Origin of the sequence: Peribacillus sp. NJ11, from assembly GCF_030348405.1 — a bacterium.
Taxonomy (GTDB): domain Bacteria; phylum Bacillota; class Bacilli; order Bacillales; family DSM-1321; genus Peribacillus.
Genome location: NZ_JAUCFO010000001.1, coordinates 1950543 through 1968330 on the forward strand (window position 1 = coordinate 1950543; position 17788 = coordinate 1968330).

Sequence of the window (17788 nt, forward strand, 5' to 3'; positions counted from 1 at the left end):
AAAAGTTGGAGGGGTTGAGATCTTGAAGAAGAATGGGATATGCAAGCTTTTCTTTGCCATATTGATCGTGCTATCAACGGTCTTGCCATATGCAGACGCTGCAAATGCGGAAGGGACTATAACGGTAACGGAAGCGATTAATAATAACAGTGGCACGGCAACGGTGAAGGGATATATTGTCGGTACAGCTAAAAGCGGTACAAGCTATCAACAAACATCGCCTTTTACTGAAGGTACGAATATAGGTATTGCGGATAGTCCGGATGAAACGGATGTAAAGAAAATCATGCCTGTTCAGCTTCCGGCCGGTAATATCCGTACGGCGTTGAATCTAGTCGAACATCCGGAATTACTCAAAGCACAGGTGTCGATTACAGGAAAGCTGGAAAGATATTTTTCAGTGCCAGGTCTGAAATCCGCAACCGATTACACAATCATCACTGATGGAGGAACACCTCCTGAAGAGCCTGATGTGAAGGTTCTGGATTCCATCGCCGAGGCAAGAACGAATACTGAAGATGTAGTGCAGGTCGATGGGGTGGTCACCACAGGGCTAGGTTATTGGGGAGGAAAAGGCTTTTATATCCAAGATGAAACGGCTGGGCTATATGTTTATGGTTCTTCATGGCCTGTGGATGTAAAGCAAGGGGATAAGGTTCGTTTAATCGGACAAGTATCCGCTTATAATAAGGAATTACAAATCCAACCAACCTCCCTTGAAGTGGTTTCTTCCGGGAATGAACTTCCTGAAATCCAAAAAATCGATGCCGCTGGCGTCAATGAAGAAACGCAAGGTGAGCTGGTCACGATTGAAAAAGCGACCATTACTGAATTGGCGGCATCGGGAACATACGGAACATTCGAATTCAAGGCGGCAGATACTGAAGGAAACTCTGTTACCGTTCGCCATGATAACCGGAACGGTTCGAATTATGAAGATTTCCTGAGGAACTTTAAAGCGGGGGATGTCATTTCCGTAACCGGGATAGCATCGCAGTTCAATGACACGTATCAACTGAAGCCACGTGGTCTTGAAGATTATGAACTGGTGAACAAACCAGCTGTTTACCCGGATATTTTCCCTGGTACGGTTAGTGAAAATACAAAAGTAACACTTGAATCGGGCTGGGAAGAAGCAAAAATCCATTATACGCTAGATGGATCCACTCCGACGTCTTCAAGTGCCTTGTACACAGATCCTATCTTCTTAACGGAAGATACTGTCATAAAGGCAATCGCTGTCAATGATAAGACATCGGAAGTTTTCACATTTGCCTATACGGTTATCAAAACCAATGAATTGAAGATCCGTGACATTCAGGGGATGAATCATTTTTCATCATATGAGAATCAACTCGTCTCAGGTGTTGAAGGTGTCGTCACTTATGTAAAGGATGCGAATAACTTTTACATGCAAGATCTGAATCCGGATAAGGACTTAACGACTTCAGAGGGAATACTCGTGTACAACAAAGCGCATGGTCTAAAAGCGGGAGATCATGTCAAAGTGGCAGGTAAAGTCGTGGAGTGGTATATCGAAGGGTACGCTGAAATGAAAACGACGGATCTGCCAACAACCGAATTGACGAATACGACTATTGAAAAGCTTGGAACTGTAGCAATGCCAGAACCGATCATCATTGGAAAAGATGTCATTCCGCTGTCTGAGAACATCGATGATGATAGATTGACAGATTTTAATCCGAACGAGGACGGCATTGATTTTTACGAGAGTTTGGAAGGAATGCTCGTGCAAGTATATAACCCGAAAGTGGTCGCTCCTCAAGACTATGGTGAATTGGTCGTGATTCCGGGGAATATGGAAACGACGACTGCAGTTAAAGGTGTCAAAATAACGGAAACGGATTTCAATCCTGAAAGAATAACCCTGGATATGGATGATGAATCTTTTGTAGCGAAAACGGGTGATTCTTTTGAAGGCTCGGTTACGGGTGTCATCAGTTATGGATATAGCAACTATAGGGTATTGACGGATAAAAATCAGCTGCCGGCATTAAAGGATGGCGGTACGGCCCGGGAAGTGACATCCTTGGAGAAGGATTCCGATAAATTATCGATCGCTTCCTATAATATCGAGAATTTCTCCACACAAACCGCTGACTCGAAAGTTGAAACGATCGCAACATCCATCATTACTAATCTTAAACAGCCGGATATAATCGGCGTAACGGAAATGCAAGATAATGATGGGGCAACAGATAGCGGGACAACGGATTCTGCTCAAAGTGCCAAGAAGCTGACCGACAAAATAAAAGCGTTGGGCGGACCGCAATATCAATTCATCGATATCGCTCCAGAAGATAAACTTGATGGCGGGGCACCTGGCGGGAATATCCGTGTAGGCTTTTTATATAATGTGGACCGTGTCAAATTAACTGAGGGGACGAAAGGAACGGCGACGCAATCCGTTGCCTTCAAAGATGGAAAACTCACCTTGAATCCTGGACGAATAGAGCCTACTGATTCTGCCTTTACTTCAAGCAGGAAGCCTTTAGCCGCTCAATTCGAATTTAAAGGGGAAAGTGTAGTGGTGGTGGCCAATCATTTTAACTCCAAGGGCGGCGACCAGCCATTATTCGGCAGGAACCAACCTCCTATCCTTTCAAGTGAGACGCAGAGGCTACAAATTGCCTCCATCGTCAATCGGTTTGTAAGTGATATCAAGTCACAGGATGCCAAGGCGAATATCGTCTTGCTTGGAGACTTTAATGATTTTGAATTTTCGGCTCCGCTTAAAACATTAAAGGGTAAAGATTTAACCAATATGATCGAGAAAGTTCCTTTTGAAAAACGTTATTCTTACACATATCAAGGCAATTCACAAGTACTGGACCATATCCTTGTATCGAATAATATGGCAGCGGCAACAAAAGTCGATATTGTCCATATTAACTCATCCTTCATGGAAGCTCATGGAAGGGCAAGTGATCATGACCCTGTATTGATTCAAACATCTTTATCTGAATCAGGGGGAGTTGAACCCGCTGCTCCAGATAAAACGTATCATTTAACAAACGTTAAAACAAAAAGACTTACGATTGCTTCACCTAGTGTTTTGATCGATCTTGACGAAACATCCAACATCGAGGAAGGGATCTGGTTAAAAGGTTCCTATGCCGTACTCAAAGGCCTTGGGCTGAAGGATGCAACTGTGACGATAAAACCGGCTAAGGAAGGCGCAATCATTGATTTTGGAGGCATGGCGGTGAAGGAAGTCATCATTGATAACGCCAATGTAAAAGAAATCAGGGGTGCTGAAAATGTTCAGAAATGGACTGTAACAGAAGGTGTCGACGCGTCTAATATCAAATTTGTCGATTCAAAAGGGGAAGCAATCGCTTCCCCTTTCGACCCTAAAGAAAACCAAGCGCCTGTTGTAACGAAAAAACTGGAGAATCTTGAAGTGAAAGCCGGTTCTAAGGTCACTATCGATTTGAGTGAGCACTTCTCAGATCCGGATGAAGATAATCTGACCTTTTCATCCACTATCGGTACTGTCGCCGGCCCAATATTAACCCTTCCTGCAAATGAAGCTGGAACATACCTTGTTGCAGTCAAGGCTGAGGACCATCTATCGGAAGTGGTTGCCCGCTTCACGTTGACCGTAACGGATGATAAGCCGCTTGAAGCTTATTACGAAACGGCGACAGGAAAAACAGGCCCGGAATTGAAATCGGTTCTGCACTCGATTATTAAGGGTCATACGAAGTTATCTTATGATCAAGTGTGGAATGCCCTTAAAGAAACGGATGAAGATCCGGAAAACAAACAGAATGTCATCTTGCTTTACTCTGGAAAATCGATTTCGAAGAACGCTAATGGAGGCAATGCAGGACAATGGAACCGTGAGCATGTTTGGGCCAAGTCCCACGGTGATTTTGGAACAAGCATAGGTCCCGGGACCGACCTTCATCACCTCCGTCCGGCTGATGTTACAGTCAATGGTAAACGGGGCCATCTGGATTTCGACGATGGCGGTCAAACATATAGCGGTTGTGAATGTAAGTTTGATTCAGATTCATGGGAACCGCCAGATCATGTTAAAGGTGATATAGCCCGGATGCTCTTTTACATGGCTGTCCGCTATGAAGGAAATGGTGAATTGGATCTGGAACTATCCGATACAGTCAATACGTATCCGAAGCCGCTTCATGGAAAGCTATCGACACTTTTGAAATGGAATGCTCTCGATCCAGTCGATGATTTCGAGAGCCACCGTAATGAGGTCATATATGACTGGCAGAATAACCGCAATCCGTTCATCGATCATCCTGAGTGGGTCTCCGAAATTTGGGGAGCCGCTAAATCCATGGATGAGAAAAAAGCGAGTTAGAGCGGAGAGATAGAAGGGAAAGCAGCCTGATGGCTGCTTTTTTACCTGTTTAATTGTTGTAAGTGATTTTATTAATTATCTTAAAATACTGAAAAATCAAATACTATCTCTACGATAAATAATAAAAGTTTTTGGTAGGTATGTTATGTAATATATGTTAATATGGGTATGCAATGAAAGGGTTTTCATTGCAGGAATGATAAAAATATCTTAATATAGTAATTATGCCGCTTTTTGATCTTCATTCACCCTTATTTGAGATGAAAGACGGTTAAAAAATATATTGCCAGAAAAGGGGCATTACAAAATGAAATACAGATCTGCATTCGATATAATCGGTCCCGTTATGATTGGACCTTCAAGCTCACATACAGCAGGAGCTGCCAGAATTGGCAGAGTAGCAAGGACGTTATTCGGAAAGCAACCGAAGAAAGCCATTATTTCTTTATATGGTTCTTTTGCAAAAACCTACCGGGGACACGGTACGGATGTTGCTGTCGTAGGCGGGATATTGGATTTCGATACGGATGATGAACGAATCCCTACTTCTTTGACGATAGCGGAAGAAGCGGGTATGGAAGTTTCCTTTACAATCGAGGATACTGTGATGGATCACCCTAATACAGTCAAAATCAGACTGTTTGACGAAGATAAAGAATTAGAGCTTGTTGGAATCTCCATTGGCGGAGGAACGATAGAAATAACGGAGTTGAATACGTTCAAGCTTAAATTGTCGGGTGAAAACCCAGCCATTTTAGTTGTGCACAACGATGTGTTTGGAATCATATCTTCCGTTTCAACAGTATTGGCCAATCATGAAATTAACATTGGACATATGGAAGTTTCACGAAAAGAAAAAGGTCAAATGGCCCTCATGGTGATTGAAGTCGATCAGAAAATCAAGGTCGAAGTCATGAAGGAAATTGAGGGACTGGAAAACGTGTCGCAAGTCATAAGGATGGTTGAGTGAGAATCATTAAAAGTGTTGGTATAGATATGGAGGTAAAAACATGTTCCGAAATGTAGCAGAGTTGGTTGAACTTGCTGAAAGTAAACATGTAAAAATCGCGGAAATCATGATTTTACAAGAAATGGAGTTCTCGGGCTTGTCGAGAGAACAGATCATTGAAAAGATGGACAGGAATCTGACAGTGATGGAACAGGCGGTGGAAAGAGGTCTGAAAGGCGTGCAATCCGTTACAGGCCTAACGGGCGGAGATGCCGTTCTTTTGCAAAATTATATCAAGACGGGCAAGGCACTCGGAGGCAATTTATTATTGGATGCCGTCAGTAAAGCTGTTGCGACGAACGAAGTGAATGCAGCAATGGGAATGATTTGTGCCACTCCTACAGCCGGTTCTGCGGGCGTGGTTCCCGGTACGTTATTTGCCGTGAAAGAAAGACTTAACCCGACCCGAGCAGAGATGATTGATTTTCTTTTCACTTCCGCTGCCTTCGGATTCGTAGTTGCAAACAACGCTTCCATTTCTGGAGCAGCTGGTGGCTGCCAAGCAGAAGTGGGCTCGGCAAGTGGAATGGCGGCAGCTGCAATTGTAGAACTGGCCGGCGGTACACCAAGTCAAGCCGCAGAAGCGATGGCAATCACACTGAAAAATATGCTTGGATTGGTTTGTGATCCAGTGGCAGGTTTGGTTGAAGTTCCTTGTGTGAAACGTAATGCAATGGGTGCATCTAACGCGATAACGGCAGCTGATATGGCACTTGCAGGCATTACGAGCCGCATTCCATGTGATGAAGTCATCGATGCCATGTATAAAATTGGATTGACCATGCCAGTCGCACTTCGTGAAACGGCAGAGGGCGGCCTTGCTGCCACTCCGACTGGGCGTAAATTGGCAAAAGAAATATTCGGTTCTTATAAATAAACATTCATCCCATTGACAACAAGTTTGTTAATGGGATTTTTAATTTGTTTAAAAAAATGACTTCATTCCTATCTACTTGCTCATAGCTTTGAACAAATTAAAAATTTATCTTTACGGTTAAAAATGGAAAATGGAGGAAGAGGGAGGGATATGGCGTTTATGTACATGGAGATAGGAACAGCTGTAGAGAATTCTGAATTATCAGTGAATATGGAGCCGTAGCAACTTTGTCAGTTAGCATTTTCAATGATAAGATGAGTACGAAATTCACTATGGAAAGGATTGATTCTTCATTAATTTTCTCGAATTAACGTACACGTCGGCAATGGAAAAGGCAATGTTTCAGGCTCATGGAATCAGCTATGCACAATATGCTCAAAAACTGGAGCAACGTATAATGGTTGAACAAGAACGGGAACAGGATCATTTACAAAGCAGGCGTATAACAGATGAGATGAGGGCCAATCTTTTTATGGGGAGTTAATATCGGTTTACGATATCAGTTAAAATAAAACGAAAAAATCATACACAAACGAAAGGGCAATCTGATGATTGCCCTTTTTGTCCTGCCTTTACCGTCAATAAAACTAAACTTCCCATAAAGCATGCCATTAATTAACAGGCAATTTTTCATGTAAAAGAAGGAAACGAACAATTTAAATAGAATGTACGTTCAATAAGAGGAGGATGATCTTTTTGGAGAAAAGAGCATTACTGGTATCTGCATTACCGGAATTTGAAGAAGAAATTGGGCGGTGGCTATGGTGTTTAGAAGATGTTCGCCGTACGCTTATAACGGAATTAACTGGAATTAGCCAAAATATACTCGATTCGAAAATGGATGAACGGCAAACGATTGGCTCGATGTTATATCACATAGCATTGGTCGAGGCGGATTGGTTATACGAGGAGGTACTTGTTACGGAATGGGATACGGAAATACGCGCTTTGTTTCCATTAGGATGCCGTGCGGAAGATGGCTCCCTAACCCACATTGAAGGACAAACATTAGAAGAACATTTCTATCGCCTCAATAAGGTACGTGAAGTATTCCTTTCAAACTTTCGTTCAATGGACCTAACGGATTGGCGTAAACCGAGGGTGCTTGAACAATATGATGTCACGCCTGAGTGGGTCGTTTACCATTTGATTGAACATGAATCACATCATAGGGGGCAGATTTTTCAATTGCTGAAGAAATTACGGAATGAATAAGAAGTGAAAAGAAATGGGATTGGGATTTTATATCCCTGCTATCTAGCTTAGCCGGAGTTGCCTTTTTGGCAGCTTTTTTCTCGTTGGGAGACAGGCAGCTTAGGTAAATTAGGGGGATTATCCATAATATATTACAGTTTATGGTATATTGGTTAATATCACAACGTAATAAAGCTGCAGTGAAAATAATTCACCTACACAGAGATATTTCGATCTACAGAAGATTAATTCGTCCTAAATGAAAATAAAAAAAGTCCAGGAAATATTCCTGAACCGATTTTATACCATTTAATCTATTTGATGATTAGGACCGAATTTCGACCGTAAGACGCTGCTGGCATACCCAATGAATCCTCCAACAATGGCTGGGATGATCCACCCTAGTCCTGTCTCATACATAGGAAGGATTGCAGTGAAGAAATCATTGATGAATGAAATGTGTATACCCGCTCCATTTAATCCATCCATTAAACTGACGATGAATGTTAAAAATAAGCTGCCTTGATAAACTTCAGGTCTTCCTTTAAATAAAGAATGAAGGAAAGTTAAGAAAATCAAAACAATGGCTAATGGATAAATGGCTGTCATTACCGGTACAGAAATGGCAATTAACTGGGTTAATCCAATATTGGCAATGATTGCACTGAATATGGATAAACTTATTGCAATTGTTTTGTAAGGCAGGTTTGGAAATAGTTTATGGAAGTACGTCGAGCAAGATGTAATCAACCCTACGCTCGTCGTTATACAAGCTACTGTGATCATTAATCCCAATAAAAGCCCGCCATATGCACCGAAGTAATAATCCGAGACTTTCGCTAAGATAATGCCTCCATTATCCAAACGTCCCAGTTCCTCAACACTTGAAGCACCCATGTAAGAGAGAGCTGTATAAATGGTGGCAAGGATAACGGCAGCAATTGCAGTCGCTTTTCCGCAAACAATCATTATTTCTTTTTTTGTTTTAGCACCTTTTTCTTTAATGGCATTAATGATGATGATGCCAAAAACAAAAGATGCAAGAGTATCCATGGTTAAATACCCTTCTCTAAACCCATTGAAAAATGGTTGAACCATATAGTGTTCGGCAGGTGCTTGAAAATCTCCAATTGGATTAACAAAAGCGACTACCACCAGGATTCCAATGAATGTCAACTTGATGGGTGTTAATATTTTCCCCACAATTTCGACAATTTTCGCAGGATTGAGCGAAAGAAGGCACGAAATCGTAAAAAAGATGATGGTGAAAATAAGTAAAGGCAGTGGCCCTGAGTCTTCAGGCAAAAAAGGTTTTACACCGATCTCAAAAGAAACGTTTCCGGTTCTAGGCATTGCGAATAATGGACCAATCGCTAAATAAAGAACGGTTGTGAATACAATTCCAAACACGGGATGGACGCGGCTTGCTAATGATTGTAAATCATCTTTTCCCGAAAAACCGAGTGCCAGTACACCAAGTAACGGTAATCCTACACCTGTGACTAAAAACCCTGCATTAGCTGACCAGATGTTCGTTCCTGCAGATTGACCAAGCATTGGCGGGAAAATTAAATTCCCTGCCCCAAAGAATAGGGCAAATAACATTAACCCAATCACTACTATAAATGAAAATGGTACCTTGTTAGACAAAATAAACCCTCCACGAATAAACCAAAATTTACTATTTTAGAAAATTATTAAATTTTCTAAAAATTATATACAAACTAATATTAAGAACGTATCGTATTATAACTAAATTAAATTGATATTTCAATATATTTTTGTTTTTTTATTAATTACTCTGGATGATCAGTGATCCGCCCTTGTCTTATTTTGAACATCTAAAGGTAACTCATACCATTAATAAAATTCATTTTGATGAAATTCAAAGGAAAAGGTGTTCTAACATTAAAGAAATTCTTGGCTCATTGTTTTTATCCGTATGGTTCATAGGGGCAGGGGCGTGTAGTAAGAAAATTGTCAAAGGAAACGATGATGTTACAGAGGAAAAATTAAGGGGTGTTTTATAATGGGAGTATTTTTTGAAAAAATGTTGGGAGTGTTTTTTGAAAAAAGGAAACAAGGCAAAAAAGATGTTTTACTAATGGTTTGCTTATTCGGGCTTTCCATATTGAACATTGTTGAGTATTTCTCGGATATGGACTTATCATGGTTATCTACCATTGTATTGATTGCATTCATTGTTCTTGCGGTACTCATATATATGGAACGAAAAAGGAACAGGGAAAGCGATGAATGAATTCCGGGTCTCGTTGAGCTAACTGTAGGCGTGAAGGCAGGCTTTTTTTAATATTGTACTTAGCCACACCGGCAAATGGTTCGTTAACAGTTTTCAATGAAAACTTTAAATATTTCATAGTATACTTAACTTATGTAGGTCAAACACCCTTCCAAAGATCCGACTTTTTGGAAATTTTTGTGATGTTCATCTGAACTTTTGAACTACGTTATTTTTTTCTTTTAAAAGTGGATAAAGCCAACCTGAAGTATTGTGTTGGTTTACAGTCCATGTTAGAAAGTCTATTATTAGATTAAGGCCTAGTGAAAGTTAGATTCTTTTCAATTTTTTTAAGTTACAGTATACGATGATTTTAGAAAAGAATCCTGATAACGATGTAGGATGTGAAACAGATGAAGATTACCGATATAGATAAAAAAATATTAGAGATATTAACGATAAATAGCCGAACGTCTTATGCGGATATGGGTAAGGAATTAAACATATCACGAAATGTTGTCCGTGACCGTGTTCAGCAGCTAGTAGAAAAAGGCGTAATTGAAAAATTCAGTGTTGTTATCAACTCTGAAGCTGTTGGCCAAAAGGTATCAGCTTTTTTTGAAGTGGATTGTGAACCTGCATACTTAGTGAAAGTAGCAGAAAAGTTGGCTAAGAACCCAAGTGTTGCAAGCTGTTACCAAATGACAGGTCCCAGCACATTACATATGCACGTTTTAGTTGAAGACTTTCCTTCATTAGAGTCATTCATTAATAACGAATTATATGGGATAGAAGGCATTTCCCGAGTTGAAAGTAATATCTTGCTTCGGCGTTTCAAAAGCAGGTCTGGGTTAAAGTTATAATGAACGCTTCATAATTGTAAAAAGTATACGCTCAATGCAGCCTGAATTCCCGATTCATAGGGACTCAGGCAATTTTTTTGATTTCGTTATTTCCTCTTCAGCAAAACCTTCATTCTTCTGTAATCAAACCTCTATGAACTTTTTCCCTTCTCCATTGTTTGTTGTTTTACCATTTGTAATTAACCAGTACGAGCTACTTTTGCCAACTAACATTGCAATTAAACAGGATGGCATTAATACTCATCCCCTCCTTAAGATATAGATCTACTGCCCTTTTCTTAAACGATATAGAATGTCTTATCCTTCATTTTATTAAATATTTATAATATTCAGAATAAACTTTACTTTCGGCGATAAAACATGCTATTGTTATTTTATTGAGCCGCTTTTATTAACAAACGCAAAGAAAAGACTATTATTTCGAGCGTTTGATTATTTTTACCCCGATTAATAAGCCCATATTGAATTAAAGGAGAGCTAGTAGTATGACTTTACAGCTTGACCCTAATTATTCACCTTATCCATCACAGCGAAATGTAGTTTATGCAAAAAATGGAATGGTCGCCACCTCTCAACCCTTAGCTGCACAGGCAGGGCTAGATATTCTAAAAAAAGGAGGAAATGCGATTGATGCTGCCATTGCAACTGCTGCTTGTCTTACAGTAGTAGAGCCCACCTCAAATGGAATTGGCGGAGATGCATTTGCACTCGTTTGGACAAAAGGAAAAATGCATGGTTTAAATTCGAGTGGCCCGGCCCCCATGAACATATCGGTCGAGAAGGTAAAGGAAGCCGGATACGAAAGCATGCCAAAGTATGGCTGGTTACCAGTCACTGTACCAGGTGCCCCTGCTGCTTGGGTTGAATTATCAAAACGTTTCGGGCGTTTGTCACTTTTGGAAACCATGAAACCTGCGATTGAATATGCAACAAATGGCTTTCCCATTTCCCCTACACTTGGCCGCTTTTGGCAGAAAGCATATGAACAATACAAACAAGAATGTACAAGTGAAGAATTTGAATCTTGGTTTGATACATTTGCTCCTAAGGAAAGAGCACCTGAAGTAGGGGAAATATGGTCTTCTCTCGACCATGCCATCACATTGGAAGATATTTCAAGGACAGAAGGGGAAAGCTTTTACAGAGGGGCAATTGCAGAAAAGATCGCAGCAGCCTCTGCGAGTTACGGAGGCTATCTAACAAAAGGTGATTTAGCTAGGTACAAGCCGGATTGGGTTGATCCTATTAAGGTAAATTACCGGGGCTATGATGTTTGGGAAATCCCTCCAAACGGACAGGGGATAATAGCTCTAATGACTTTAAATATACTGCAAGGATTTGATTTTCCAACCAAAGATTCAACAGATACATACCACAAACAAATTGAAGCCATGAAACTTGCGTATTCTTGCGGTAAACAATACATTACAGACCCTAAGCATATGGGAGTAACTGCAGATGAGCTATTGAGTACTTCATATGGGCAACAACGCCAGGCCCTAATCGGAAGTCAAGCATGTACTCCAGCTCCAGGCAACCCGCCGCGTGGTGGAACAGTATACCTCGCGACAGCAGATGGAGAGGGCAATATGGTTTCATTTATCCAAAGTAATTATATGGGCTTCGGTTCGGGGATTGTAGTGCCTGGAACAGGAATCGCCTTACAAAATCGCGGCTATGATTTTAGTCTTGATCCCACTCATTACAATTGTCTCAAGAGCGGTAAGAAAACATACCATACCATCATTCCTGGATTTTTAACAAAAGATAATCAGCCTGTTGGACCGTTTGGTGTAATGGGTGGATATATGCAGCCGCAAGGACATGTACAAGTCATCATGAATACGATAGATTTTCATTTGCATCCACAAGCTGCCCTGGATGCACCAAGGTGGCAGTGGCAAAATGATAAAACAGTAGAGGTGGAAAAATCATTCCCATCACACATTGCAGAAGAATTAGTACGAAAAGGGCATGACATTAAAGTGGCGGTGGACTCCGGTTCATTTGGCCGCGGTCAAATTATATGGCGAAATCCTGAAAGCGGCGTGCTGATGGGAGGGACTGAATCAAGAACGGATGGTGCAATTGCCAGTTGGTAGTGATTGTAAGTAAAAATAATCTAGAGTCTCTATTTCGATTAGAGGCTCTACAGATTACGTATAGCAGGACCTCAAGAGGAACTTTATGCGGATGTAAAAATTGAAGGATGAACTTCATTACCCCGCTGGTTACAGCAGCTTATTTTGTACGGTTCCCATGGTCTGAGTTCAATTAATTGAATATTCAGAAATCAAAACTGTGTATATGTCCGTTTTTAAGAGGGAAGTTGGAATGTTGACCATAAATATAAGTTAGTAAAAAAGATAAAATGAAAGCGCTTAATATAGAAGGAGGAAGATGAAATGACCAGATTATCAGGAGGAGAGGCCGTCGTCCATGCGATGGTGCGGGAAGGGGTAAAAAAAGCTTTCTGTGTTCCAGGGGAAAGCTATTTGGGGGTATTGAATGCTCTTTATGAGCATTCCTCCATCCAGCTTATCACCGGACGTCATGAGGGAGGGGTTTCCTTTATGGCGGATGCCTATGCGAAGGCATCCGGTGAAGTGGGTGTGTGTATGGCTACAAGAGGACCAGGGGCTTCCAATCTGTCCATTGGCCTTCATGCAGCAATGCAAGATTCTACACCTTTAGTCGCTCTCATTGGTCAGGTGGAACGCCCATTTAAAGGAAGGGAGGCTTTCCAGGAGGTTGATTTCGCTGCTTACTTTAGTCATTTATGTAAATGGACGGTAGAGATTGATCTAGTTGAACGGATCCCGGAACTATTGCATCGGGCTTTTCATATCGCACGGTCAGGTCGGCCCGGTCCAGTTGTCGTGTCGTTACCACATGATATGTTAGAAGATTTCGCTACATTTATAGAACATAAACCTTATGAAACCGCACCGTTGATTCCACATGAAGAATCGCTGGATGAAGCGTTAATGGAAATTTCCAAATCAAGAAAACCGATACTCATTGTCGGCGGCGGAATAACCCAGTCAAAGGCGACTAAGCCGTTAATTCAGTTTGCCGAGGCTTTGGGGCTTCCAGTTGTCACTTCTTACCGGCGCATGGATGCTTTTCCGAATAACCATCCTTGCTATGCAGGTGGGTTAGGGTTTGGCACTCCTGCTAACCTGCTTGACTACATCCGAAATGCTGATTTAGTAATAGCTGTTGGTACACGTTTTTCTCAAGTGACGACACAAGATTATAGTCTTTTAGCCGACAATCCACGTCTCATTCATGTTGATATCTCTTCAGATGAACTCGGAAAAGTATATACCCCAACCCTGCCGATTTTAGCCGATGCAAAACAATTCTTATTAAAAGCGGTAGAGAAAGTGACGGAAATAAAAAATGCAGAAAGGGAGGAACTGCTTAATAAACTGCATTCTAATTATCTAGAGTTTTCAACTACAAAAGCAGATTATTCTACGGATTATGTTGATTTGGATGGCATGATGCATGACCTAATACAATTGCTTCCAAAGGATACAGTGATTACAAGTGATTCCGGCAATTTCTTTGGCTGGATATCTCGATATTACCGTTTTGTCCAAGAAAATACGTATATAGGGACAACTTCAGGATCAATGGGGTATGGTTTGCCTGCTGCGATCGGGGCGAAATTAGCTCATCCTCGAAAAACAGTTATTTCCATTTCTGGCGATGGCGGTTATACGATGACAATGCAAGAGCTTGAGACCGCTGTGAGGGAGAATATACCGGTAGTCACCATCGTAGCGAACAACAATATGTATGGAACGATTCGCATGCACCAAGAGAAGCAATTCCCGGATCGCGTGGTTGCAACGAGTTTATCCAATCCTGATTTTGCTAAAATGGCCATGCTCGTCGGAGCTCACGGGGAACAAGTGGCAAAGAATGAAGACTTTATCCCTGCACTTGAAAGAGCCTTGTCAAGCGGCCGTCCTGCCGTGATTGAAGTACTTACGAATCCTAAAATTCTGTCCGCCGGTCAAAGAAAAGTAAGTGGTTTAAAACTATAAGAACGTGCTGCGATTTTTAGGTTTTTTATTTTTATAGTTTAAAGGGGGAAAAACGTTGAGGGAATTATCCGTGATGAAGGCCACTACATTATTGCTTGTTTCAATTGCAGTTATTTTTGGGGGGTTATTGGTTGTTAAAGCCCCTTCAACCATGGTGCTTGCCGCTGCAGGAATAACGGTTATCATTTTATCCCTGCTTTGGGGGATTAAATGGGAGGACATCGAAAAGGATATTTACGACACCCTAGGAAAGATGTTGCTTCCCATTTTAATTCTACTTGCTGTAGGGGTCTTGATTGGTGCCTGGATGTTATCCGGAACGATCCCTGTCATTATTTATTATGGTTTGTTATTGTTGAAGCCTTCAATATTTTTACTCGTAGTCACCATTGCCTGTACGTTAATGTCATTAATGACGGGAACTTCCTGGGGGACGATTGGAACAGTTGGTGTTGCGTGCATGGGTGTTGCGATCGGACTTGGGATTCCCCCTCACTATGCAGCCGGAGCAATTGTGACAGGAGCCTTCTTTGGTGATAAGCTGTCACCTCTTTCTGAAACAACGATTATGGCGGCTGCTTTTACAGACGTAAATCTTGTTGAACACATTAAACATTTGTTGTACACGACTATACCGGGTTTTGTCATTTCTCTGGTTCTTTATGCAATCTTAGGTTTCCAGTTAAACGGAAAAGATAACAACAACGAAGAAATCAATCTAATTTTATCTACATTAGAGACTCACTTTTACTTGAATCCGATTCTTTTGTTGCCTCCTATTGTCGTGTTGTACTTAATTTATAAGCAGAAACCTACGTTACCTGTCTTTGGAATTGGAATTTTACTAGGTTGTGTGTTAGCGATGGTCTTTCAAGGAAGCAATTTGCTAGAAGTAGCTAATACTATGAACGATGGTTTTACGGCTAAAACAAATATAAAAGTGGTTGATGAAATGTTGCAGCAAGGCGGACTATCCAGTATGTATAGTACACTCGGGATATTATTTGCAGCAGCTATCTTCGGTTCACCTATGAGAACTGCCGGTGTGATTCAGGTGATCCTAGATAAAATCACGGAATTGGCCAAAACCGGAAAAGCGATGATGACTTCTTGCCTTACGCTACACAGCCTCTTTTTTATCATAACAGGCAGTTTTTATGTATCGTTTTCAGTATTAGGGCCAATGCTGGCACCATTATATGATAAATATAATCTGCACCGGAAAAATTTAGGGAGAACACTTGAAGATACTGGATCAGCTTTTTCCCCGGCAGTACCATGGGGGATAACAGGTGCTTTTGTCGCAAGCACGCTGAATGTTTCAACAGGTCAATTTATCCTCTATGCACCAGTTATTTATCTAGGAGTTGTGTTTGCCCTCATTTACATTTTTACAGGGTACGGCATTGCCAAAGCCGATCCAGATCAAATCAACAAAGAAGTGAAAAGCGGAAACGTGGAAGCTACCCTGTAATTGATGAAGTATATTGGTTATCGAAAGCCGGAAGGTTCATGAAATTATGGAGAGAAAATAATAAAAGGTGTAATGGGAAAGTACCTACAAATAGGTGAAATCCATAGTTTGGAAAATAATCTTTTAAAACAATGATTATCCAATTAAATAGTATTAGAGCGTGTTTTGATCAATCTTTTTTCAAAAACAGGCTCTTTTTTTTTAGCCTTTGGTTCGAATATTATATTCCAAGGGGTGGGAATGAGGGAAGACAGCTGTGAAAGCCCTTGGCTTACAGGTGCTTAATTGCGGCAGCCTTTTTATATAACGTCCCGTCCTAACGTACAGGAAAAGGATTTTTTTGATGAGATTTGCTAAGCGTACAAGTCTTACATCCTTTCAATAAGATTGATAATGATATATTGTAAAGTATACACACTTATATCATATACTTATCTAAAGGAGAGTGTAAATTGTGCGTGAAACCTGTGTTCCGACTGGCGTGAAACCAAATGACACTGGCTTTGGATATACGTTGTCCTTAATAGGGGGCAAATATAAAATGATCATTTTGTATTGGCTGTCTGAAAATAAGGTTATGCGACATAATCAGCTGAAGCGAAGTATCGGTACCATTTCCTTTAAAACGCTAAGTGTCATGTTAAAAGAGCTGGAGGCAGACGGCCTCATCGTACGCAAGGAATTTCCCCAAATACCTCCAAAAGTTGAATATTCATTATCTGAACGTGGTCTTTCTCTCATTCCATTGTTAAATATGATGTGCGAGTGGGGAGAGAAAAACAGTTTGCCAGGTCAGGAGGCTGTACAGCCATAGGCCTAGCTAATTTGTTTGGAAAACGTCCTCGTTGGTTTCAGAAATCCGCTCCCGATTTTGTCGACAAACCGAAAGAAGTATTTCTTTAAAAAAGAAATACTTCTTTTTTATGGGTTTAATAAACCACCCTAAACCTATTACAGGTTGTCAACAAAATCCAAATAATCCTGAGCGCTTTTTTCCAATTGGATTGAACCCAGCCCATTTTCTTCTTCTTCGTTTCCACCCGGCTCATTTTCTTTACCATAAAACGCAAAGGGCGAACGATAATCTGCATTGCAATACCGGAATGTCGTTTCAAATGGAACTAATATTTGTTCAAGTGTATAGCGATATCTTCCGTTTTCACTATAATCTTCTTTTATGATTCCTGCAGATACAGCTAAAGCAACTTTACGATTCTTTAATTTATCGCCTCCATTTGAACCATAAGCCCATCCATAAACTAAAACATCGTCAAACCATTTTTTAAGGAGAGGCGGACAATTAAACCAATATACAGGGAACTGCAAAACAAGATCACCATGTGATTCAACCAATTTTTGTTCTTTATCCACGTCTATGTTTCCATCAGGGTAAACCTTAGACAATTCGTGAACCGTATACTTTTCTGGATGTTTTTTGAGTTCTTCTACCCATCGCTTATTAATGGCGGAAGTTTCTATGCTTGGGTGTGTCACGATAACAAGAGTTTTCAAAGATTTGTCCTCCTTAAGAATATTTATCTTGAGTATAAAGTGCACACCGTAAATATGTAAGTATGCACTTTTAGTACAGGTACTTACAAAAAGGTGAGTGTTAAATCAGTCATTAATTATGCGTGAACAACTATACGCCACGATATAGTGTTGCCCCAGGTAAGGAAATTTTGGATTGTTGTTTGGGGGATTTTTAGTGGAGGGTATT

Annotated in this window: 13 protein-coding genes; 11 read left to right on the top strand and 2 right to left on the bottom strand. The window is 40.8% G+C overall.

All coding sequences use genetic code 11. The features are described 5' to 3' along the window. The first annotated feature begins 22 nt into the window (after positions 1 to 22). From QUF86_RS09625 to QUF86_RS09640, 5 genes are all read left to right on the top strand, one after another. Positions 23 to 4354: an endonuclease gene (locus tag QUF86_RS09625; protein WP_289334157.1), complete on the top strand. Its 4332-nt coding sequence runs from the start codon at positions 23 to 25 to the stop codon at positions 4352 to 4354. 307 nt (positions 4355 to 4661) lie between these two features. Next, positions 4662 to 5324, top strand: coding sequence for an L-serine ammonia-lyase, iron-sulfur-dependent subunit beta (gene sdaAB / locus QUF86_RS09630; RefSeq protein ID WP_289334158.1), 663 nt, complete (start codon positions 4662 to 4664; stop codon positions 5322 to 5324). A gap of 40 nt (positions 5325 to 5364) precedes the next feature. Then, entirely contained in the window at positions 5365 to 6240 is an 876-nt protein-coding gene (sdaAA, locus tag QUF86_RS09635; protein ID WP_289314777.1) for an L-serine ammonia-lyase, iron-sulfur-dependent, subunit alpha, read from the top strand. A gap of 337 nt (positions 6241 to 6577) precedes the next feature. Continuing rightward, complete coding sequence (locus QUF86_RS28895) at positions 6578 to 6724, top strand: YuzK family famiily protein (protein WP_483313909.1); 147 nt, start codon at positions 6578 to 6580, stop codon at positions 6722 to 6724. 212 nt (positions 6725 to 6936) lie between these two features. Continuing rightward, positions 6937 to 7455, top strand: a complete 519-nt coding sequence (locus tag QUF86_RS09640; RefSeq protein ID WP_289334159.1) for a DinB family protein — start codon at positions 6937 to 6939, stop codon at positions 7453 to 7455. A gap of 288 nt (positions 7456 to 7743) precedes the next feature. Here QUF86_RS09640 and brnQ read toward each other — a convergent pair whose 3' ends face one another. Then, positions 7744 to 9084, bottom strand: a complete 1341-nt coding sequence (gene brnQ / locus QUF86_RS09645; protein WP_289314780.1) for a branched-chain amino acid transport system II carrier protein — start codon at positions 9082 to 9084, stop codon at positions 7744 to 7746. A gap of 379 nt (positions 9085 to 9463) precedes the next feature. Between brnQ and QUF86_RS09650 the strand changes: the two genes are divergently transcribed. The 6 genes from QUF86_RS09650 (at position 9464) to QUF86_RS09675 (ending at position 16882) form a co-directional block, all read left to right on the top strand. Beyond that, positions 9464 to 9694 carry a hypothetical protein gene (locus tag QUF86_RS09650; RefSeq protein WP_289314781.1) on the top strand — a complete coding sequence of 77 codons (231 nt, stop codon included), beginning with the start codon at positions 9464 to 9466 and terminating at the stop codon, positions 9692 to 9694. Between the two features lie 392 nt (positions 9695 to 10086). Further along, positions 10087 to 10536, top strand: a complete 450-nt coding sequence (locus QUF86_RS09655) for an Lrp/AsnC family transcriptional regulator (RefSeq protein ID WP_289314782.1) — start codon at positions 10087 to 10089, stop codon at positions 10534 to 10536. A gap of 485 nt (positions 10537 to 11021) precedes the next feature. Then, positions 11022 to 12638 (top strand): gamma-glutamyltransferase family protein, encoded by a 1617-nt coding sequence (locus QUF86_RS09660; protein ID WP_289334160.1) that lies wholly within the window; start codon positions 11022 to 11024, stop codon positions 12636 to 12638. A gap of 303 nt (positions 12639 to 12941) precedes the next feature. Beyond that, positions 12942 to 14594: a thiamine pyrophosphate-dependent enzyme gene (locus QUF86_RS09665; protein ID WP_289334161.1), complete on the top strand. Its 1653-nt coding sequence runs from the start codon at positions 12942 to 12944 to the stop codon at positions 14592 to 14594. A gap of 55 nt (positions 14595 to 14649) precedes the next feature. Then, positions 14650 to 16068, top strand: coding sequence for a Na+/H+ antiporter NhaC (gene nhaC / locus QUF86_RS09670; RefSeq protein ID WP_289334162.1), 1419 nt, complete (start codon positions 14650 to 14652; stop codon positions 16066 to 16068). A gap of 454 nt (positions 16069 to 16522) precedes the next feature. Then, positions 16523 to 16882, top strand: coding sequence for a winged helix-turn-helix transcriptional regulator (locus QUF86_RS09675; protein ID WP_289314786.1), 360 nt, complete (start codon positions 16523 to 16525; stop codon positions 16880 to 16882). A gap of 137 nt (positions 16883 to 17019) precedes the next feature. Here the strand turns inward: QUF86_RS09675 and QUF86_RS09680 are convergent, their stop codons facing one another. Continuing rightward, on the bottom strand, positions 17020 to 17580 hold the full coding sequence (locus QUF86_RS09680) for an NAD(P)H-dependent oxidoreductase (RefSeq protein ID WP_289314787.1): 561 nt from the start codon (positions 17578 to 17580) through the stop codon (positions 17020 to 17022). Between the last annotated feature and the right edge of the window lie 208 nt (positions 17581 to 17788).